Origin of the sequence: Enterobacter sp. MALB-1, assembly GCF_041021625.1 — a bacterium.
Taxonomy (GTDB): domain Bacteria; phylum Pseudomonadota; class Gammaproteobacteria; order Enterobacterales; family Enterobacteriaceae; genus Enterobacter; species Enterobacter oligotrophicus.
On sequence record NZ_JBDPJL010000001.1, the window covers coordinates 2,884,233 to 2,903,752 of the forward strand.

The 19,520-nt window shown below is 53.9% G+C and carries 20 protein-coding genes; 7 read left to right on the forward strand and 13 right to left on the reverse strand.

What is annotated here, in order from left to right:
• Nucleotide 1 precedes the first annotated feature (1 nt).
• From hcr to ABGB15_RS13805, 3 genes are all read left to right on the forward strand, one after another.
• Nucleotides 2-970 carry an NADH oxidoreductase gene (gene hcr / locus ABGB15_RS13795; protein WP_215723458.1) on the forward strand — a complete coding sequence of 323 codons (969 nt, stop codon included), beginning with the start codon at nucleotides 2-4 and terminating at the stop codon, nucleotides 968-970.
• A 140-nt stretch (nucleotides 971-1,110) separates the two neighbouring features.
• On the forward strand, nucleotides 1,111-1,560 hold the full coding sequence (locus ABGB15_RS13800; protein ID WP_152084053.1) for an STM2901 family protein: 450 nt from the start codon (nucleotides 1,111-1,113) through the stop codon (nucleotides 1,558-1,560).
• The gene (locus ABGB15_RS13805; protein WP_174779604.1) at nucleotides 1,560-1,877 is read left to right on the forward strand and encodes a DUF1493 family protein; all 318 of its coding nucleotides are present in this window, start codon (nucleotides 1,560-1,562) and stop codon (nucleotides 1,875-1,877) included. The genes ABGB15_RS13800 and ABGB15_RS13805 overlap by 1 nt, the downstream gene beginning before the upstream one ends.
• Nucleotides 1,878-1,901: 24 nt before the next feature.
• On the opposite strand, the gene ABGB15_RS13810 is transcribed toward ABGB15_RS13805, so the two are convergent.
• Together ABGB15_RS13810 and ABGB15_RS13815 are read right to left on the reverse strand one after the other, a co-directional pair.
• Nucleotides 1,902-2,384, reverse strand: coding sequence for an Hcp family type VI secretion system effector (locus ABGB15_RS13810; RefSeq protein WP_215723457.1), 483 nt, complete (start codon nucleotides 2,382-2,384; stop codon nucleotides 1,902-1,904).
• Nucleotides 2,385-2,593: 209 nt separating this feature from the next.
• Complete coding sequence (locus ABGB15_RS13815) at nucleotides 2,594-3,028, reverse strand: DoxX family protein (RefSeq protein ID WP_215723456.1); 435 nt, start codon at nucleotides 3,026-3,028, stop codon at nucleotides 2,594-2,596.
• A 151-nt stretch (nucleotides 3,029-3,179) separates the two neighbouring features.
• Between ABGB15_RS13815 and poxB the strand changes: the two genes are divergently transcribed.
• From poxB to ABGB15_RS13835, 4 genes are all read left to right on the forward strand, one after another.
• Nucleotides 3,180-4,898, forward strand: a complete 1,719-nt coding sequence (poxB, locus tag ABGB15_RS13820; RefSeq protein WP_215723455.1) for a ubiquinone-dependent pyruvate dehydrogenase — start codon at nucleotides 3,180-3,182, stop codon at nucleotides 4,896-4,898.
• Between the two features lie 38 nt (nucleotides 4,899-4,936).
• Nucleotides 4,937-5,938 carry a low-specificity L-threonine aldolase gene (gene ltaE / locus ABGB15_RS13825; RefSeq protein WP_215723454.1) on the forward strand — a complete coding sequence of 334 codons (1,002 nt, stop codon included), beginning with the start codon at nucleotides 4,937-4,939 and terminating at the stop codon, nucleotides 5,936-5,938.
• 10 nt (nucleotides 5,939-5,948) lie between these two features.
• Nucleotides 5,949-7,385, forward strand: coding sequence for an SDR family oxidoreductase (locus tag ABGB15_RS13830; RefSeq protein ID WP_152084048.1), 1,437 nt, complete (start codon nucleotides 5,949-5,951; stop codon nucleotides 7,383-7,385).
• A gap of 93 nt (nucleotides 7,386-7,478) precedes the next feature.
• Nucleotides 7,479-8,492, forward strand: a complete 1,014-nt coding sequence (locus ABGB15_RS13835; RefSeq protein ID WP_152084047.1) for an NAD(P)-dependent oxidoreductase — start codon at nucleotides 7,479-7,481, stop codon at nucleotides 8,490-8,492.
• Nucleotides 8,493-8,629: 137 nt separating this feature from the next.
• Here ABGB15_RS13835 and ABGB15_RS13840 read toward each other — a convergent pair whose 3' ends face one another.
• The 11 genes from ABGB15_RS13840 to gspG all read right to left on the reverse strand — a co-directional run bounded on the left by ABGB15_RS13840 (nucleotide 8,630) and on the right by gspG (nucleotide 19,517).
• Entirely contained in the window at nucleotides 8,630-10,456 is a 1,827-nt protein-coding gene (locus ABGB15_RS13840; RefSeq protein ID WP_369064194.1) for a glycoside hydrolase family 19 protein, read from the reverse strand.
• 144 nt (nucleotides 10,457-10,600) lie between these two features.
• The gene (gene iagB / locus ABGB15_RS13845; protein ID WP_152084045.1) at nucleotides 10,601-11,041 is read right to left on the reverse strand and encodes a type III secretion system invasion protein IagB; all 441 of its coding nucleotides are present in this window, start codon (nucleotides 11,039-11,041) and stop codon (nucleotides 10,601-10,603) included.
• Between the two features lie 139 nt (nucleotides 11,042-11,180).
• The gene (locus tag ABGB15_RS13850; protein WP_369064195.1) at nucleotides 11,181-13,898 is read right to left on the reverse strand and encodes a glycosyl hydrolase family 18 protein; all 2,718 of its coding nucleotides are present in this window, start codon (nucleotides 13,896-13,898) and stop codon (nucleotides 11,181-11,183) included.
• Between the two features lie 241 nt (nucleotides 13,899-14,139).
• Nucleotides 14,140-14,937: an A24 family peptidase gene (locus ABGB15_RS13855; protein WP_215723451.1), complete on the reverse strand. Its 798-nt coding sequence runs from the start codon at nucleotides 14,935-14,937 to the stop codon at nucleotides 14,140-14,142.
• Nucleotides 14,934-15,419 carry a type II secretion system protein GspM gene (gene gspM / locus ABGB15_RS13860; protein WP_152084042.1) on the reverse strand — a complete coding sequence of 162 codons (486 nt, stop codon included), beginning with the start codon at nucleotides 15,417-15,419 and terminating at the stop codon, nucleotides 14,934-14,936. The genes ABGB15_RS13855 and gspM overlap by 4 nt, the downstream gene beginning before the upstream one ends.
• Nucleotides 15,416-16,549 carry a type II secretion system protein GspL gene (gene gspL / locus ABGB15_RS13865; protein WP_215723450.1) on the reverse strand — a complete coding sequence of 378 codons (1,134 nt, stop codon included), beginning with the start codon at nucleotides 16,547-16,549 and terminating at the stop codon, nucleotides 15,416-15,418. Before gspL ends, gspM begins: the two co-directional genes overlap by 4 nt.
• A gap of 15 nt (nucleotides 16,550-16,564) precedes the next feature.
• On the reverse strand, nucleotides 16,565-17,575 hold the full coding sequence (gene gspK, locus ABGB15_RS13870; RefSeq protein ID WP_215723449.1) for a type II secretion system minor pseudopilin GspK: 1,011 nt from the start codon (nucleotides 17,573-17,575) through the stop codon (nucleotides 16,565-16,567).
• Nucleotides 17,572-18,213, reverse strand: a complete 642-nt coding sequence (gspJ, locus tag ABGB15_RS13875) for a type II secretion system minor pseudopilin GspJ (protein ID WP_215723448.1) — start codon at nucleotides 18,211-18,213, stop codon at nucleotides 17,572-17,574. The genes gspK and gspJ overlap by 4 nt, the downstream gene beginning before the upstream one ends.
• On the reverse strand, nucleotides 18,210-18,590 hold the full coding sequence (gspI, locus tag ABGB15_RS13880) for a type II secretion system minor pseudopilin GspI (protein ID WP_152084038.1): 381 nt from the start codon (nucleotides 18,588-18,590) through the stop codon (nucleotides 18,210-18,212). The genes gspJ and gspI overlap by 4 nt, the downstream gene beginning before the upstream one ends.
• On the reverse strand, nucleotides 18,583-19,068 hold the full coding sequence (gspH, locus tag ABGB15_RS13885) for a type II secretion system minor pseudopilin GspH (RefSeq protein WP_152084037.1): 486 nt from the start codon (nucleotides 19,066-19,068) through the stop codon (nucleotides 18,583-18,585). Before gspH ends, gspI begins: the two co-directional genes overlap by 8 nt.
• Nucleotides 19,068-19,517: a type II secretion system major pseudopilin GspG gene (gene gspG, locus ABGB15_RS13890; protein ID WP_215723447.1), complete on the reverse strand. Its 450-nt coding sequence runs from the start codon at nucleotides 19,515-19,517 to the stop codon at nucleotides 19,068-19,070. Before gspG ends, gspH begins: the two co-directional genes overlap by 1 nt.
• Between the last annotated feature and the right edge of the window lie 3 nt (nucleotides 19,518-19,520).

Genomic DNA, 19,520 nt, shown 5'->3' on the forward strand with positions numbered 1-19,520 from the left:
CATGACCATGCCAACCTCACAATGTCCGTGGCGGATGCAGGTTCATCACATCCATCAGGAGACGCCGGATGTGTGGACGCTGTCGCTGCTGTGCCATGACTACTATCCGTATCGCGCCGGGCAATATGCGCTGGTCAGTGTTCGCAACTCTGCGGACACTCTGCGCGCTTACACCATTTCCTCAACGCCGGGTGTGAGCGAGTACATCACGCTCACCATCCGTCGCATTGATGACGGTGCAGGCTCCCAGTGGCTGACCCGTGATGTGAAGCGCGGAGATTATATCTGGCTGTCTGACGCGCAAGGTGATTTCACCTGTGACGACAAAGCAGACGATAAATTCCTGCTGCTGGCAGCCGGTTGTGGCGTAACGCCGATTATGTCGATGCGCCGCTGGCTGGCGAAAAACCGTCCACAGGCCGACGTGCAGGTGATCTTCAGCGTGCGCTCACCAGAGGATGTGATTTTTGCCGATGAGTGGCGCGACTATCCGGTAACGCTGGTGGCAGAGAATAACGCCACCCACGGTTTTGTCGCCGGTCGTCTGAGCCGCGAGCTGCTGCAAAGCGTACCGGATATTGCGAACCGTACCGTGATGACCTGTGGCCCAGCACCGTACATGGATATCGTGGAAGAGGACGTAAAAGCGCTGGGCGTGACCCGCTTCTTTAAAGAGCAATTCTTCACGCCAGTGGCCGAAGCGGCAACCAGCGGGATTCAGTTCACCAAACTGCAACCCGCGCAGACTTTCTTTGGCCGCGTGGGTACTACGCTGCTGGAAGCGCTGGAAAGCAACAAAGTGCCCGTGGTGGCAGCCTGTCGTGCTGGCGTGTGCGGTTGCTGTAAGACGAAAGTGGTTTCTGGTGAGTACAGCGTGACCAGCACCATGACGTTGACTGACGCGGAAATTGCGGAAGGTTATGTGCTGGCGTGTTCGTGTCACCCACAGGGTGATCTTGTGTTGGCGTAAGCGGTAAATGCAGCATCGTAAGCCCGGTAAGCGTTAATGCAACCGGGCTTTTTTCTGAATATCACTATAACAAGAGCCGCCTATCATCCTGATGTTACATATGAGCTTAATCTTATGATAATCAAACAAAGGATGAAGCTATGGATACAATTGAAGAGCTCGGTGGAACCTATTTCTACCACGGCAATGCGAATGTGACCCCAAAGGAGTTGTTTTGGTTGATATTCGCGGAGGGCCTTGCTGACCACTTAGGAATTGAGATAGAAGCGGCTGCGATGATTCTGGCAGGACAACCCATAATACCAAAACGTGTAGTATTAGGTTCGAAAGTCAAACGTACCAGCATTGCTTCTAAGTTGGCGCGTGCAATACTTAAGAATGCTCGTTTCCCATTTGGAATACGTTTCAATACCAGCGTGATGGGACATTCTCGTCCTACGAACAAAATCGGAACAGTGGTAGGTCGTGCGATTCCGTTTCTTGGCTACGCCCAGGTTGTTATCCTTTGTGTTAAAGTCGCCAGTGAGACGAGAAAAAAATATAATTTGATTGCCAAACCTAAAGATCAAATTTTATGGACGTCCTTCTGATGTTGCTACCCGATGAACAAGAGTTTTTAGATTACATTACTGAGAATTATAGTGAACGAAAGCGTCCAGCAAAGAAGGAATGGACATTTCAGGAATATTTTAATTTCGTACCAGAAGATCTCGAAGATATGCTCATTGACCTTTTCACTCGATATGGCATTGAGCATAGCAATTTCAATATAGATAATTATTTCATGCCAGAGTTGTACTGGTGGCAGTTTAGGCTTAAGAGAGAGTTTCGTGATCGGCAATTTAAAACGCTGACTCTGCAAATGATCATTGAGTCAGCAAAAGCGGGACACTGGCTGTATGACTAAGGGGTTCACCGCCCCTTATAATGTCTACGCCGACTGTCGTTCATTCCATGAATCACTAAAGATGATGTTCCCGTCGTGGTGCTTCCAGGTTATTTTCTCGTAGCGTAGTTCGACTGTTTCCATATGGTTTTCATTAGGGTTATCTCCTGTAGCCATAGCAGGGGAAATAGATACTACCCGAACACCTTCCAGCAGCATGTTAAAGTATTCTTCTTCCTGGCCCGAATAGTTAATCCTATACCATTTTATTTCAGCTGATATCAGATTCTGACCTGTCGCGACAGCTTTATAGAGATAGGGGCTGGAACAGTCGAACTCCTTAATGATGAGCATAGGTGAGTGCACCCTTGTCCCTGTCACTTTACCTGTGGCGTTATCAGTTGGGATCATAAGGTTATGATGGAACCCTTTTACCTCAATACTGTCGTCGCGGTGTATGACATCGACGCCCCCTTTAATCAATGCGCCACCATCGTCCTTGAGCCATAAATAAGCAGGTATAGCCATGTATATTTCCTTTGTTTCAATATATAAGACTCGTCATTAGAGCATTGCCATATACGTGATTCACGATTGCAAGCCTACGCTTGACCACAACATGGAAGTTCAAACCAGATCATAATTACGTCTTACGCTTGTTTTTTAAGAAAATAACCAGGCAATTTTTAACCAGAAGAAAGGAGCCTGCGCCCCTTTCTTACCACTACGATCCATACTCAACGCCACGCCGGATCTTTCCCCACTGCAAAACGCCCTGCCCCTAAAAATACCACCGCCAGAGAGCCGATAAAGAAATACACCAGGCTCTCAATGGCCCAGGCACCTACCGCATCCAACGCGAACGTCTTTCCAGTTCCGACCATCAACCATGCCACAACCATCGTAAACGCCAGCACCAGCGCAGCCGGGCGGGTGAAGAGGCCGATAATAATCAGGATCGGTGCCACCACTTCACCAATCAGCACCCCATAAGCGATAAACCCCGGTAAGCCTTTCTCCACCAGCATGCCGCTGATGAATCCCACGCCACCAAATAGCTTATGCAAACCGTGAAACAGCATCAGCCCGCCGACGGCAAGTCGTAACAAGAGTTTGCCAAAATCGTCGCACATTAGCTTTTCATTAACAGCAATTAACAATGATTTAACCATTTGAAATGATTCCTGTTTTCACCTGAGGTATCACCAGATTATGCCGAATAATTGCGCATGAAAAGCACCTTTTAATCAGGGGATTTGACAGCCAATACGGAGACTTTCTTCTACGCTTGTAAGCGATATCACAAAAAGGAGACGGACACCCATGAAACAAACCGTGGCTGCATACATAGCGAAAACCCTTGAACAGGCTGGCGTAAAACGCATCTGGGGCGTCACCGGCGATTCCCTGAACGGGCTCAGCGATAGCCTCAATAAGATGAAAACCATTGAATGGATGCCGACTCGCCATGAAGAGGTGGCCGCGTTTGCTGCGGGTGCCGAAGCGCAACTGACGGGTGAACTGGCCGTCTGTGCCGGGTCGTGCGGTCCGGGGAACCTGCATCTGATCAATGGTCTGTTCGACTGCCACCGCAACCATGTTCCGGTGCTGGCGATTGCGGCACATATCCCCTCGTCAGAAATCGGCAGTGGTTATTTTCAGGAGACGCACCCTCAGGAGCTGTTCCGCGAATGCAGCCACTATTGCGAGCTGGTTTCGTCTCCGGAGCAGATCCCGCAGGTACTGGCAATTGCCATGCGCAAAGCCGTCCTGAACCGTGGCGTCTCGGTGGTGGTTATACCGGGAGATGTAGCCCTCAGGGCCGCACCTGAAGGTGCCAGCAACCACTGGTATCACGCGCCACGCCCGGTCGTTACGCCTGCCGAAGAGGAGCTGAAAAAACTGGCGCAGCTGTTGCGCTACTCCAGCAATATCGCCCTGATGTGCGGCAGCGGCTGCGCGGGCGCGCACAAAGAATTACTGGAATTTGCAGGCAAACTGAAAGCGCCGATTGTCCACGCCCTGCGCGGCAAAGAGCACGTGGAGTATGACAATCCGTATGACGTGGGGATGACCGGGCTGATCGGGTTTTCCAGCGGCTTCCATACCATGATGAACGCCGACACGCTGATATTACTCGGTACTCAGTTCCCGTACCGGGCGTTCTATCCGTCAGATGCCAAAATCATCCAGATCGACATTAATCCGGGCAGCATCGGCGCGCACAGCAAAGTCGATATGGCACTGGTAGGCGATATCAAGTCTACGCTCGCCGCCCTGCTGCCGCTTCTGGAAGAAAAAACAGACCGCAAATTCCTCGACAAAGCGCTGAGCAATTATCGCGATGCACGCAAGGGGCTGGACGATCTCGCCAAACCGAGCGACAAAGCCATCCACCCTCAGTATCTGGCGCAGCAGATCAGCCATTTCGCCGATGACGACGCCATTTTTACCTGCGACGTGGGCACGCCGACGGTCTGGGCGGCGCGCTATCTGAAGATGAACGGTAAACGCCGCCTGCTCGGCTCATTCAATCACGGCTCAATGGCGAACGCGATGCCACAGGCGCTGGGGGCGAAAGCCACCGCACCGGAGCGTCAGGTGGTGGCGATGTGCGGCGACGGCGGGTTCAGCATGCTGATGGGGGATTTCCTGTCGGTGGTGCAAATGAAGCTGCCGCTTAAAATCGTGGTCTTTAACAACAGCGTGCTGGGCTTTGTGGCGATGGAAATGAAAGCCGGTGGCTACCTCACGGACGGCACCGAGCTGCACGACACCAACTTCGCCCGTATCGCCGAAGCCTGCGGTATTACCGGTATCCGCGTGGAGAAAGCCTCTGAAGTGGATGAAGCCCTGCAGCGCGCCTTCTCCATCGACGGTCCGGTGCTGGTAGATGTAGTGGTTGCCAAAGAGGAACTGGCGATCCCACCGCAGATCAAACTGGAGCAGGCCAAAGGCTTTAGCCTCTATATGCTGCGTGCAATTATCAGCGGCCGCGGCGATGAAGTGATCGAACTGGCAAAAACCAACTGGCTCAGGTAAAACATCTGGCATCGCCTTTTTGATTATAAGGATATGCCATGATTGATTTACGCAGTGATACCGTTACCCGCCCGAGTCGCGCCATGCTCGAAGAGATGATGGCCGCCCCGGTCGGGGACGACGTTTACGGCGATGACCCGACGGTCAACGAACTGCAGCGCTACGCTGCTGAGCTAAGCGGCAAAGAGGCCGCGCTGTTCCTGCCGACCGGCACGCAGGCCAACCTGGTGGCACTACTCAGCCACTGCGAACGCGGTGAAGAGTATATCGTCGGCCAGGGCGCGCATAATTATCTGTATGAAGCAGGCGGCGCGGCGGTGCTCGGCAGCATCCAGCCACAGCCGATTGACGCTGCGCCGGACGGCTCTCTGCCGCTCGATAAAGTCGCGGCTAAAATCAAAGCCGACGATATCCACTTCGCACGCACAAAACTGCTCAGTCTGGAAAACACCCACAACGGTAAAGTGCTGCCGCGTGAATATCTGCAATCCGCATGGGAATTTACCCGCGAGCGCAAGCTGGGGCTGCATGTGGACGGCGCGCGTATTTTTAACGCCGTGGTGGAATACGGCTGCGAGCTAAAAGAGATTACACAATATTGCGACTCGTTCACCATTTGCCTCTCTAAAGGGCTGGGCACGCCTGTAGGTTCCCTGCTGGTCGGTAATGCAGACTACATTAAGCGTGCCAACCGCTGGCGTAAAATGACCGGCGGCGGGATGCGTCAGGCCGGGATTCTGGCGGCAGCAGGATTGTATGCCCTGAAAAATAACGTCGCGCGTCTGAAGGACGATCACGACAACGCCGCGTGGATGGCTACGCAGTTGCGTGAAATTGGCGCAGATGTCATGCGTCACGATACCAATATGTTGTTTGTACGCGTGGGGGATGAGCACGCTGCCGCGCTGGGTGAATTTATGAAAGCGCGTGGCGTACTTATCAACGCCTCTCCGGTTGTGCGTCTGGTGATGCATCTCGACGTGAACCGCGAGCAATTGGCAGAGGTGGTGAAACACTGGCAGGCGTTTTTACAGCGCTAAGGAGCCTGACGTGCCGCAACGTATTCTGGTGCTCGGTGCCAGCGGTTATATCGGTCAGCATCTGACCACGGCGTTAAGCCAGCACGGACACCAGGTGCTGGCCGCGGCACGCTCCACGGAACGCCTGCAAAAGCAAAATTTGCCCGGCGTGACGTGTCACAACGTCGATCTCAACTGGCCGAAAGCGCTTCCTGCCCTGCTGGAAGGGATCGACACGCTTTACTACCTGGTACACAGCATGGGCGAAGGGGGCGATTTTATTGCCCATGAACGCCAGGTAGCGCTGAACGTCCGCGATGCCCTGCTGCAAACACCGGTGAAGCAGGTGATCTTTTTAAGCTCGCTGCAGGCACCAGAACATGAGCAGTCCGACCATCTGCGCGCCCGCCAGCTCACGGCTGACACCCTGCGCAGCGCCAATATTCCCGTCACCGAACTGCGTGCCGGGATCATCGTCGGCGCGGGGTCTGCAGCTTTCGAAGTGATGCGCGATATGGTCTACAACCTGCCGGTGCTCACGCCACCGCGCTGGGTGCGCTCACGCACCACGCCGATTGCGCTGGAAAATTTACTTCATTATCTGGTGGCACTGCTGGAACATCCCACTGAGCAACACCGCGTGCTGGAAGCCGCTGGCCCCGAAGTGCTGAGCTATCAGGCGCAGTTTGAGCATTTTATGCGCGTGAGCGGTCGCCAGCGCTGGCTGGTGCCGATCCCCTTCCCGACCCGCTGGATCTCGGTGTGGTTTTTAAATGTCATCACCTCGGTGCCACCGACCACGGCGAAAGCGCTGATCCAGGGGCTGAAACACGATCTGCTGGCGGACGATCGTGAACTGCGGGCGCTGATCCCGCAGGACTTGATCCGCTTTGACGATGCCGTCCGCAACACGCTAAAAGAAGAAGAGAAGCTGGTGAACTCCAGCGACTGGGGTTACGACGCGCAGGCGTTTGCCCGCTGGCGGCCGGAGTACGGCTACTACCCGAAACAGGCAGGCTGCACCGTTAAAACAGAGGCGAGTCTGGAAGCGCTGTGGGACGTCATAAACCAGATTGGCGGCAAAGAGCGCTATTTCTTCGGCAATATCCTCTGGCAAACGCGCGGCGCGATGGATCTGCTGGTGGGTCATCGTCTGGCGAAAGGCCGCCCGTCTCACCCGTATCTTGAGCCAGGTGATACCGTCGACAGCTGGAAGGTGATCATCGTCGAGCCGAAAAAACAGCTGGCGCTACTGTTCGGCATGAAAGCGCCAGGGCTGGGACGGCTCTGTTTTACCCTCAAAGACAAGGGTGACCACCGTGAACTCGACGTCCGCGCATGGTGGCATCCCCACGGTATGCCTGGTCTGTTCTACTGGTTGTTTATGATCCCTGCGCACCTGTTTATTTTCCGCGGGATGGCAAAGCGTATTGCGCAACTGGCAGAACAAAAGAAGGAAAAGATCTAAATAAAACCCTTATTCTTTCACCTTTCCCATTGCAACCCGCCGTAATTCACGAAAGAATGCGCACGAAATTCTTTTTCAACACAGTGGATTGATATGAAGGTACTGGTTACCGGAGCGACCAGCGGCTTAGGCCGAAACGCGGTCGAGTTTCTGCGCAACAAGGGCATCAGCGTCAGGGCGACCGGTCGCAATGAAGCGATGGGTAAGCTGCTGCAAAAAATGGGCGCAGAGTTTGTCCATGCCGACCTGACGGAGCTGGTTTCTTCTCAGGCGAAAGTGATGCTCGCCGGTATCGATACGCTGTGGCACTGCTCCAGTTTTACCTCCCCGTGGGGCACGCAGGAAGCCTTTGACCTCGCCAACGTGCGCGCCACGCGCCGCCTGGGCGAATGGGCCGTTGCCTGGGGCGTGCGTAACTTTATCCATATCTCCTCCCCGTCGCTCTATTTCGACTATCACCACCACCGCGATGTTCAGGAAGATTTTCGTCCGGCACGCTTTGCCTGTGAGTTTGCCCGCAGCAAGGCCGCCAGTGAAGAGGTGATCGACCTGCTGGCGCAGTCAAACCCGCACACGCGTTTTACCGTCCTGCGTCCGCAAAGCCTGTTCGGACCGCACGACAAAGTGTTTATCCCGCGACTGGCGCAGATGATGCACCACTACGGCAGCGTGCTGCTGCCACGCGGTGGTGATGCGCTGGTGGATATGACCTACTACGAAAACGCCGTCCATGCCATGTGGCTGGCGAGCCAGCCGGATTGCGATAAGTTGATTTCCGGGCGTGCGTATAACATCACGAATGGTGAACCGTGCACGCTACGCAGCATTGTGCAGAGGCTGATTGACGAGTTGCAGATCCAGTGCCGGATTCGCTCCGTACCGTATCCGATGCTGGATATGATCGCCCGCAGCATGGAGCGGTTTGGCAATAAATCTGCGAAAGAGCCCGCCCTGACGCATTACGGCGTGTCCAAACTTAACTTTGATTTTACGCTGGATATTTCACGTGCGGAGAACGAGCTGGGTTATAAGCCGATCGTGACGCTGGATGAAGGGATAGTGCAAACCGCGGCGTGGCTGCGGGATCACGGTAGATTACATCGCTAGCTTTTTTGCCCGGTGGCGACTTCGCCTTATCGGGCCTACAACTGCACCGCACTGTCCCCTCGCCCCTTTGGGGAGAGGGTTAGGGTGAAGGGAAAGAGCAGACACTAAAACGGCAACCTTTCGGTTGCCGTTTGCTTTTACAGAGCCGTCCAGGCATCAGACCATGCCAGACCTGCGCCTGGTTCATAGTATGCCGGGGCGTTGTTACACCAGCCGCTGTACGGGAACGGCTTGCACTGGAACAGTTTACCGTGGTTGTTCACGATATCGCCTGCCTTGTACTTGCTGTTCGCGCTCCACGCAGCGTAGGTATCTGAGCTACCTTCATCCTGAGACGCAGCTTTCGCTTTCACGTTCAGCAGATAAGAGGTGGTGCTGCTCAGTTCACCGTCGCTTACGGTCAGGCTAACTTCATACTGCTGAGCGGTTGCTGACTCTGGCGCAGTGAAGGTCACTACCGCTTTGTCTTCACCCGTCACAGTCTGGCCGTCCTGGGAACGCCAGGTATAGGTCAGTTTGTTACCGTCTTCGTCAGTCGATCCTTCAGCGCTCAGAGAAACCTGCGCACCCGCCTCAACTGCACCAATTGGACCGGCAATCTGCGCAACCGGCGCGTGATTAACCACTGTCGGTTCTGCTGGCGTTTCGTCCGGCGTCGGCGTTGGTGCCGGCGCTGGCGTGTCATCAGATGGCGTTGGTGTTGGCGTTACTGGCGTCTCATCAGGCGTAACGGAAGAACCGTCATCGTTGATAATGTTGACGTTATAGAACTTCTTCACGCAGTTAGTGTAGTCACCTTCTTTGAAGGCGCTGAACGGCGTCTGGTAGCCCACCAGCTGGCAAGAGTAGGTCTTGCCGTCAGGCGTATCCGCACTCCATCCCCAGTCCTGCTCCCAGTAGATCTTCAACGCACCGGCTCCGCCTTCATCGAACTGCTTCATGTTGGCGCAACCCAGCACTTCGTTCGCAGGAACAGGCACTTTCAGGTAGTTCGCGAACTCTTTGTAGTATTTGATACGGTTCTGAGACTGCGCAATTTCAGTCGGGCCGCCGCACTCAACGCCGCCGTTAATGATCTGCGTGGTCACGCCGAAGCCCGGAACCAGACCATTGGCTTTATCACGATCGTTTGGCTGCCATGTACCGTCGATCACCTGCAGCATGCTTGGTTTCGGTGGTTGTGGGTAAGCAAAGAAGAAGATCGCACTCGCCAGGTTCAGCCAGGTATCAGCCACCAGCTCCGGTTTATCCAGCAGCGTGCGGACAGTGCCAAACATCGCTTCGGAGAACGGACCGTAGTTGTAGTTGTAAGACAACTGCTTAGCGCCACGACCAAAGTAGCTCACGAAATCGCCATCTTTGTCTTTGCCGCACGGCCAGGTTTGGCCCTGCCAGATGTCAGGGTTACATTCACCGTTGTAGCCGCCTTTCTGACCTTCCGTCCAGCCCATTTCACGAACGTGAACCAGCGCCTGACGCCATTCCGCCTCCGGACGCCAGCTTTCATGCCCGCCCGTTTCCTGCGCAAAGTAAGCGAACATCGTCGCCAGCTCTTTACGGCAGATGGCGTCACTGTCACGACCATCGTTATAGGTCTTACACAGTGCCGGGAATTTACCCACCGCTTTCAGGAAATTGCTGTAGGTATAGGATTCCGCACGCATCGGGAACAGGTATTCCCAGTCGCTGGCCTTAACGATCCCTTCAACGCGTTTCACGTTGTCCGGGTTCGCCGCACGGCCTGGCTCAATCATTTCGACCTGCGCGTTATCCAGCGTTTTGATCGTCTCTTTAACTGAGGCCATCAGCGGGAAGCTGGTCAGTTCTTTTTCCTTTTTCGCCAGATCGCTGGCTTTCATGGTATACGGTTCGCTGCTGGTCGCCTGCAACGTGGTCGCCTGAGCCATAAATGGCGCAATGCATGCACCCGCCACGAGAACGCTCAGTAATGTCCTTTTAGTCATTTCAAATAATCCTGTATTCAAAAACGAGGGTTAATACATTCCAGGTTTATTTATTACTCCCTTAATAAATAAACCAAAGAATGCGGTGGTTTTCATTTTTTGAAGAACACCATCCAGCATTCTTCAAAAAATAAAAATGAGAATTCACAGGTTGCCAGCCGTCTTTATTTGCTGATATTTTTCCCAAACCTTGCGGGCATATTTCATACGCTGGGGATAATTTTCTTTTTTGAGTCCGGCGTTGTAAGCACCCACCGCCTCCCAGTTATAGCCATAGACCTTTATCATATGAGCCAGTATGGATGCACCGACCATAATAGACGTACAGGGTTCAGTCATTAAGCGATACTCATCGATGCCGTGGCGTTCTAATTCATTAAAATGCGAGCTGTTAATTTGCATTAAACCCACATCCCGCGAACCATCGTGATTCCAGCCCACTGCATGAGGATTCATCCCCGACTCCACATTCGCGATTGCAAATAATAAATAGGGGTCGACGTGGTAATAATGTGCAGCGTTGTCCCAACAATTGGCGAATGCACTTTGACTGATAATCAACAATAACAAAATTAGGCGTTTCATTGTCTTCACCTGCTTGATGAGTTTCCCATTCTCTCCTTGCGCACATCGTTTTATATGTTGGGTTATTGGTCACACCCGAAGTGGGGTGTGACCAATAATTGCGGGCTGATATCATGCCCGCAATTTCAGGCTCAGAAGATTATTTGCAGTCCGCAGACGCGCCTTCTTTCACCCATACGTCGCTGTTGGCCGGGTTATCACCGCGGGTCCACCATTTGGCACGGTAAACGTTACCCTGATAGGTGGTGGTTTCACCGCCGTTATAGACCAGGTCAGAACGCCAGTTCATCTTCACGTTGCTCACCAGCTCCCATGCGTCCACACCGAAGCCAGGCTGGTTACCTTGCGTCCAGTATTTCGCTTTCCACACCAGGTGGTCGAAGCTCACGGTATCGCCATTGTTGTAGATTTTGCTGGATTCCCACGCAGCATATTTGCTGGCATTAGCATCAACAGGCTTATCACAGCTGCCGGTTGCCGTACCTTCGTCAGAAGGTGGCGTGACATCATCAGACGGAGGAGTAACGTCATCGGATGGAGGCGTCACGTCGTCAGCTGGCGGAGTCACTTCGTCTGCCGCTTTTGGCGTGACGACAACCTGCACGTTGGACTGAACGCTGGTTTTACCGTCGCTCACCACTACGCTCAGCGTATAAGAGGACTCAGAACTCACTTCCGGTGCCGTGATAGACACGTTCGCGGTGTCAGTACCGGTTGCATGCATATCAGCCGGCACGCTCCAGGAGTAGGCCAGCGCATCACCGTCCGGGTCCGCAGCCTGAGCATGCAGAGCGTAAGTTTCGCCTGCCTGCAGGGTAACGGATTCCATTGGGTTCACTACCGGAGCCTGGTTGGCTTTTGGTGCTTTGTTAACAACCTGCACGTCAACCGCATTGCTCAGCCCTTTGGCATCTTTCACGGTCAGGCGGAAGGCCAGCGTCTGGTTGCTGGTCACAGCAGCCACGTTGAAGGTCGCTTTCGCTTTGGTACTGTTGGTGATGGTCACCGTTGGGCCAGAAATCTGGGTCCATTTGTAGGTGATTGCATCGCCATCTGGATCGGTAGAGGCAGAGCCATCCAGGGTGACAGTGGCCGGACCGGTCACAGTCTGGTCAGCAGCAGTCGCAACCGGCGCGTGGTTAGTCACAACCGGATCAACCGGAGCAGACCCGCCGCCCAGCAGGCTTTCATTCATCGCGTTCAGAATGTCGCCGGTATCGGAGTCGATAGACCATGCGAAGAGGCCACCCAGTTTATTTGCCAGAACGTACTTGCCTTTTGCGGTAGTAGAACGCGCATCTTCATAGGTGATCAGATCACCGGTGGATTTGTTGAAGACGTATGGCGCTTCAGCATCCGCGTCGTAGCCGTATTCCCAGCCTGGCTTGCCTTTGTATTCGTTGACGATTTGACGATAGTCAACCACGCCCGGCTCCCAGGTGCCTTTCACCATGCCAGTCGCGGTGCCAGTGAACGGGTTATTGCCGGTGTAGCCATGTACACCCGTCCAGCCACGGCCATACATGCCCGTGCCCACAACGATCTTGCCTGGCTGTACGCCCTGCTCCAGCAGCGCATTAACGCCATTTTCGGTGGTGTAGTTGGTATCCGGTCTCCATGACGGTGCACGCAGTGCCGTCTGGTGGCCCAGCTCGGTGTTGCTCCAGCCGCCGTAGAAGTCGTAGCTCATCAGGAAGATATGATCCATATACTGCTGAGCCGTGGTGTAATCCACATCTTCAATTTTATCTTTACCGGCCCCGATGGCGCTGGTCAGTTCATAAGTACGCCCTGTCTGAGCAGACAGTTCGTTCAGCATGGCACGCAGGTCATGCATCAGCGCTGTGTAGGTGGCTTTGTCCTGCTGCGGATTGCCCTGGTTTTCACTCACACCGCCGCCGCCTGGGAATTCCCAGTCGATATCCACACCGTCAAAGAATTTCCAGGTTTGCAGGAACTCTTTCACAGAAGAGACAAAGCGCGCGCGGATTGCCGCGTCACCCATATGGTAGAACGGATCAGACAGCGTCCAGCCACCGATGGATGGCAATACTTTCAGGTCTGGATGCGCTTTTTTCAGCGCCATCAGCTGGCCAAAGTTACCTTTGTACGGGTCGTCCCAGCCGGACACACCTGACTGTGGTTTTTGCAGCGCTGCCCACGGGTCGTGGATAGCGACGGTAAAGTCAGGACGGCCCTGGCAGTCACGCTGAAGCACGGCGAAGCTGTTACCGCCTTCAACGGTTTTCAGGCCGTCGTTGATGCCGTCGCCGCCGCAGATTGGAATAAAGCCGTACAGGATGTGGTTCAGGTTCGCTGCCGGAATTTTATCAACCGGGAAGTTACGACCATACACGCCCCATTCCGGGAAATACGCCGCCACCACTTTATCGGTATGCTGGGCGAAGGTTTTGTTATTTTCCTGCATCGGTGCATTCAGCGGAAGCAGGTGGCTACCATCGGTATCCGCAACGATAATCAGCTTGCTGGCGCTTTTGGTACAGCCACTGGTGTTACAGAGTTCAACCTGTTCCTGGTAGCGCCCACCTTTTTTGACCTTAAAGGTGGCAGAGCCCGCCGCGCTGCCCGCACCGGTCCAGACGGTTTTACCATCCAGCAGAACTTTTGCGGACGTTGGCGCATCGCCACTCCACACATTCCACTCGACCTTCACATCCACACCATCGTGGTGAACTTTGACGAGGCTATTGTAATCCTGCGCGGCCTGATCCACTTCAACAAGGGCAAATTTGTCGTTGCCGCTGCTGATAGTAGGCGTACCTGGTGCCGCTGCGAATGCAGAGCTGGTTGCCGCTGCAATAAAGAGCGCCAGATATTTAGGCTTCATAAATTTCATTTTTATTTCCTGATAAATTTATTAACGTGAATGACCCATGTATTCCTTTAGAACATGGAGTGTCTTATATCTTCAAAAACATGACAGCCGTTACCAAAAACGATGACGAGTTGTTTTCCTCCATAAAAAGATACAAGCTAAAAGTCCGTATAGCTTATGTCTATTACAATACACTGAGGGGTAAACGTATTCCTTCCATTTCCTCGTCGAAAAGATTTATAAAAAACCTTGACCTGGATATTTAATATGTGAATGCAAATAGCTGACTAACGAAAACACCTATTCCTGCAAGCGCCAGGTACGGCCCGAAAGAAATAGTTTGGTTATTTTTATTTAGCTTATTAAATAAGAAGTAACCGGCAATACCGCTTACAGACGCAGCAAACAGAATCAGGGGTAACGCCTGCCAGCCGCACCATGCCCCCAGTGCAGCAAGCAGTTTGAAATCCCCGTATCCCAGCCCTTCGCGGCCCGTCAACAGGCGAAACGCCCAGTAGATCAGCCAGAGCGAGAGGTAGCCCGCCACTGCGCCAAATAGCGCGTCCTGCAGGGGCAACGTGTGGCCCACCGCGTGAAGGAGCAATCCGGCCCACAGCAGGGGTTGCGTCAGACAATCCGGCAGCAGCTGGTGCCGCCAGTCAATCATCGCCAGGGGCAACAGGAACGCCGCCAGCAGCCAGAGCGAAAACAGCGTTCCGGCGTCAGCGATAAAACAGGCTGTGAGGCCAAAACCCAGTGCTGACACAAGCTCCATTAAAAACAGCCGCAGCGGTATTGCGCTACGGCATTTCCGGCAACGTCCACGCAGCGCCAGCCAGCTCACCAGGGGAATATTCTCCCATGCGGACAGCGAATGCTGACAAACCGGGCAGTGAGAGCCGGGGAAAAGCAAATTATCGCTTTCCGCTTCCTCTCTGACCATCGCCGGAACACGTTCGACGACAACGCCGAGAAAACTTCCTGTTATTGCGCCAAACACCGCGCTCATCACCGGAAATCCCACAGGCCAGGCCTCACGGAGAGAGTCGATAATGCTCATGCACTCGTTTTCCAGGTTAGCTCAATTTCAGCTTTGACGTCGTTCAGGTGATCAACAGGCGTGAGATTCATCTTTTGCAGCCTGACGCCCGATGCAAGGTTAATTTCCCGCAGCCAGTTCTTTAACTCATAAACATTGACGCGGTTAACCACAAACGCCAGAGTCTGCCCGTCCTGACGTACATCCGTCAGGGATAAATTAATCTCATGGGCACTATTTTCCACCACGGTGCGCGGATTATCTGTTTTAACCACATGAACCTGAAGATGATTTTTATCAATTTCGCTGCGCATCCAGTTCAGTGTCTCTTTTTGTCTGGCGAGCGTGGCTTTACTATTTTGAATCATATTATCCAACGGGATCACTCCTGCGTAATATACGGCGGCGCAGCAAAGTGCCACGGCACACAGTTTTAAAATATTTTTTTCCCTGGCACTGTATTGTTGATAACGCGATTTTAATTGTGCGATTCGCTCTTTCATTTATATTTCCCTGCGATCATTGCGGTGTATGGCGCGCTATTTGAAACAGGTTGCAGACTGAAATCAAAATTCGCGCTGGCCTGATTGATAAATTCCTGTAATGCCTGCGGGTCTTGTGCACTCACGTTAAGGGTTAATGCATTCTGACTGCTGTCATATTCCAGCAGGGTGATTTCCAGCGCCGGGACCCGCTGGCGAATGATTTCCAGATCCTCAAGCTGCCGAAAAATCCCTTTGCTCCGTTTTTTAATATTCTGACCAAAGTGGTACTTGATGTTGGTCTGCTGGCGCATGCTGGGAAAGTGGTGCTGGTAGACCTGGACGATCTCCTGCTGCGTAATGTTCTCCTGCTGCACCAGCATCCAGGCCATCGCAATACGCGGGCCAAGCAGCATTCCAAGTGACAAAAGCCCCATTGCCACAATGGCAGCCCGCACGCCCCTGACCACGCCCGCGTTCGCGCCTTTAGCACTGAATTCACCGTGTAAAAGATTGACGCGACAGGTTTGCCACTGCGCCTGAATTAACGCCAGTGGGTGCTGCCAGGAACGTTGTTCGTCAACCGCCACGTCCGCCGGGATGTCGCCATAACAGCACACCTCACCCTCACCGTTTTTTTGCATCAGCAGAGGAAGCAATGTTGCGTCGACTTCACATGCCGCAGAGGGAGAAAAACGCACCCAGTAATTCTCGCCCAGCGAGATGATCGTGCTTCCCCCCTGAGTCACCGGCAGCAGCCAGGCATCCGGCAGGACCTGAACAACGTTTAGCCCCGCAGCCTGAAAACGGCTCAGCCATTGGCGCAGACGCGTGGCGTCGATAGCGACCGCGTCGACCTCTCTCCCTTTTTTGTTGAGCACCGTCCAGTGGAGATTATCGACCTCACCTATCAGCGTCTCTTCCGCCATCCATGAAAACGCCGTCGCCTGCGACGATACCTTTTTCGGCAGCGTAAAGTGGCGAAAGATCATTTCACTGGCAGGCAACAGCAGGCATACGCGGGTCGCCAGAGGATGGCTTACAAGCGTCTCCAGACTTTCCAGCGCTTCAACCTGCTGACTTCCGGATTCACACCACCATACTGTCCCGCCTTCACGACTGTCGGGACGAATAAAAAGCACCTGTTTCATAAAATTCGACTTTAGTTATTCAATCATTCGGTAACGACGTTGCCATGTCACAATCTCGCCAGCTTCGTTATTCACCTGGAGCTGACTGGCCACGCGCAGCGTTAAATCATCGGTATTGCCGACAAAGTTGACGCGGAAATAGCGGCTATTAATGGAGAGCTGCTCCGCCACCCGCGGTAAATCATCTTTCAGTTGCGGGAAGTTTTGCTCCAGAACCTTGCTGAACGCCTCAATATTTTCCCAGCCCGTTTCAGGGCGCGATTCGATCAGGCGAACCGCATCATCGTCCGTCAGTTTTCCAGGAAAAAGCGCGGCCAGAATGGCGGCCTGTTCCTGGCTCAGGGTGTTGATATCCACCTTACTGGCGCTGTCCGGCAGCGCACACAGCAGCTTGCTGACTTTCGCATACGCCGCGGCCGGAAACGCAGGCAGTAACTTAATTTCGGCAATGTTGCGCATCATCTGGTTAGCCGGCAGACGAGCGGGCACCACGCCCGCCCAGGCATCGCTTTCAGCCCCCTCTTTTACGGTGGTGCTGTCGCCATCGAGATAGTCCACCAGCTGCAGATAGATCTCTTCCGCAGTGGACTGGCCGATCCCGCTACGGGCCAAGATCTGCTCAATCATCAGCTCTTTCAGCGGTTTTTCCGGCACGGCTGGCGCATTTTGCCCCTGAGCGATCTTCTCTGCGGCAAGCAGGTTATTGACGTTAAAGCAGTCCTGCGCGTCTTCAACCTGGCTTACCACCGTGTAATCTTCACCCTGGGTTTCCAGCGGCTGGTGCCAGTCGCCATCAGGCGCGAGCGGTTGACTTTCGCCGCTGGCGTCAGTCTGAAGACGATCTTTCACCACTTTTTCCTGCGCCTGCATCGCCCAACGCAGCTGCTGCTGGCTCACCTGATAGTGCGTTTTCTGCAAATTGCGGCAGAATTGCTGGCTGATTTTGGCGGCCAGCGCAGACATCATGACCAGCAGGATCAGCACCACCAGCAGAGCAACGCCTTTCTCTTTGCGTATGCGGCTCATGGTTTAACCTCCGGTGCTGGCGCACCTTCTGCTGCTGGCACAGGCGCTTCGGCGCTCTGTTCTGGTGCTGCAGCCACTTCCGGCATATCGCCTGGTGTGGTAAACACCCAACGCCAGGTATCACCGTTTTCCATCGTGAGCGTCAGTTCTACGCCATCCGGCTGCCGCGCAGCGTCGTCCCAGCTTTTCAGCCAGCCTTTGTGGTAAAAGCGCCATTGCATGGTTTTTACCGCACCGACGATGGGTACCTCTTCCGGCTTCACCTCCGCCGGGCTGTCGATAGCAGGCCAGACATCGCGATATAAAACGCCCTTTTCCAGCCGCCAGCGCACGCGCTCAAGCTGCACTGATCCGCTCACGCCGTTCAGTGTCGTCAGTTCAAGGGCATCCCCTTCCTGGCGGAACACATCCTGCTCGTTACGCGGCGCACGCGCCTGCAATTGAAAAAAATCACGTTCCATCAGGCTCCAGGCTCGCTGAAGCTGATTAAGTTTTGCCGCGCTGGCATCCGTTGCAGAGCTGGTGCGCATGGCACCGTCCAGAATTTGCCAGGCCAGGGTGCTGATCACGGCAAAAATGGTCAGCGCAATCATGATCTCCAGCAGGGTAAAACCGCGCTGGCGTTGCGTTTTGTTCACTTACTCTCTCCCGGCGGAATAATCTGCAGCGTAATAACCGGCTGGCTTTCATCGCCTTCCGCATAGACGCGGATCGCATTCGCCCAGCCGTTATCCGCCGTTTTTACCCGCTGTTTGCGCCAGCCCCAGCTGCGCCCGCCCATGATCTCCGTCCCCTGCTCTTCCGCATCCGGGAAATCACTTTTGGTGAGCTGCGCTTCCGCAAGCTGGTTCTCAGCCACCCAACTGGCCTGCAATGTATCGGCCAGGCCGTGGGTGAAACGCACGTTCAGGGAGACCGAATTCATCAGCGCCAGCGCGGCGGTGGAGAAGATGACCAGCGCGACCATCACTTCCAGCAGCGTCATCCCCTTTTGCTTTTTGTTGCCGTTAGCCATCGTTTTCTACCGATACCGGTGCCGCCCCTTGCGACACCACGCGGAAATGATGTTCTTTGTCATAACTTTGCAGCGTCAGCGTGAAGCGGCTGATTTCACCATCCGGCAAAAAGACCACCTGCGGCTCAGCTTCCACCGTGGCGGCCAGGCGCTGAGGCGAGAGTGAGACGTGCATCTCTTCCGGGAAATCGCCTTTAGTGGTAATTCGGCCAGCAGATAACGGCACCCAGTGACGTTCGCCGTTTTTATCTTCGAGCGTCACCAGTTGATATTTATCCGTGGTAATAACCAGCCCGACGATATTCCCGTCCATGACCGCACGGTCCGAACCATAATCAACAAGAGCTTTTAATTGCTGGCCAAATATATCCGCACCGCTGCGTGATGGTATGGTTGACACCACCATCATGGCGCAACTGGCAAATATCACCAGCGCCAGAATAATTTCCAGCAACGTAAAGCCGCGTTGATTTTTCATTATTTCTCTTTTTTATCCAGAGACCAGTTAGTGATGTCATCAGCCGTATTCGCTTCACCGTCCGGGCCTGCGGAAAATACATCTACTGCGCCATGTTCACCGGGGCTTACCAGAATATAGTCACCGCCCCACGGGTCCTGCGGCAGACGACGAATATAGCCATCCGCACGGTAGCCGTTCGGGATTGGCGCAATTTCAGGCTTAGTCACCAGAGCCTGCAAGCCCTGCTCGGTTGTCGGATAACGGTGGTTATCCAGCTTAAACATATCCAGCGAACCTTCGAGAGCGACAATATCGCTGGTCGCTTTTTGCGTGTCCGCTTTTTCTTTATTGCCCATTAAGTTTGGTACTACCATACTCGCCAGTACGCCGAGAATAACAATAACCACCATTAATTCGAGCAATGTGAAGCCCGCCTGGCGAGCCAGGTGTTTATTTTTCATAGCCATGAT

Coding starts and splice junctions, on each gene's coding strand:
- ABGB15_RS13840 (WP_369064194.1), bottom strand. CDS start 10,456: ATGACTAAAAGGACATTACTGAGCGTTCTCGTGGCGGGTGCATGCATT.
- ABGB15_RS13835 (WP_152084047.1), top strand. CDS start 7,479: ATGAAGGTACTGGTTACCGGAGCGACCAGCGGCTTAGGCCGAAACGCG.
- ABGB15_RS13815 (WP_215723456.1), bottom strand. CDS start 3,028: ATGGTTAAATCATTGTTAATTGCTGTTAATGAAAAGCTAATGTGCGAC.
- poxB (WP_215723455.1), top strand. CDS start 3,180: ATGAAACAAACCGTGGCTGCATACATAGCGAAAACCCTTGAACAGGCT.
- hcr (WP_215723458.1), top strand. CDS start 2: ATGACCATGCCAACCTCACAATGTCCGTGGCGGATGCAGGTTCATCAC.
- gspM (WP_152084042.1), bottom strand. CDS start 15,419: ATGAAAGAGCGAATCGCACAATTAAAATCGCGTTATCAACAATACAGT.
- gspI (WP_152084038.1), bottom strand. CDS start 18,590: ATGGCTAACGGCAACAAAAAGCAAAAGGGGATGACGCTGCTGGAAGTG.
- gspL (WP_215723450.1), bottom strand. CDS start 16,549: ATGAAACAGGTGCTTTTTATTCGTCCCGACAGTCGTGAAGGCGGGACA.
- gspG (WP_215723447.1), bottom strand. CDS start 19,517: ATGGCTATGAAAAATAAACACCTGGCTCGCCAGGCGGGCTTCACATTG.
- gspK (WP_215723449.1), bottom strand. CDS start 17,575: ATGAGCCGCATACGCAAAGAGAAAGGCGTTGCTCTGCTGGTGGTGCTG.
- ABGB15_RS13810 (WP_215723457.1), bottom strand. CDS start 2,384: ATGGCTATACCTGCTTATTTATGGCTCAAGGACGATGGTGGCGCATTG.
- ABGB15_RS13805 (WP_174779604.1), top strand. CDS start 1,560: ATGTTGCTACCCGATGAACAAGAGTTTTTAGATTACATTACTGAGAAT.
- iagB (WP_152084045.1), bottom strand. CDS start 11,041: ATGAAACGCCTAATTTTGTTATTGTTGATTATCAGTCAAAGTGCATTC.
- ltaE (WP_215723454.1), top strand. CDS start 4,937: ATGATTGATTTACGCAGTGATACCGTTACCCGCCCGAGTCGCGCCATG.
- gspH (WP_152084037.1), bottom strand. CDS start 19,068: ATGAAAAATCAACGCGGCTTTACGTTGCTGGAAATTATTCTGGCGCTG.
- ABGB15_RS13800 (WP_152084053.1), top strand. CDS start 1,111: ATGGATACAATTGAAGAGCTCGGTGGAACCTATTTCTACCACGGCAAT.
- ABGB15_RS13855 (WP_215723451.1), bottom strand. CDS start 14,937: ATGAGCATTATCGACTCTCTCCGTGAGGCCTGGCCTGTGGGATTTCCG.
- ABGB15_RS13850 (WP_369064195.1), bottom strand. CDS start 13,898: ATGAAATTTATGAAGCCTAAATATCTGGCGCTCTTTATTGCAGCGGCA.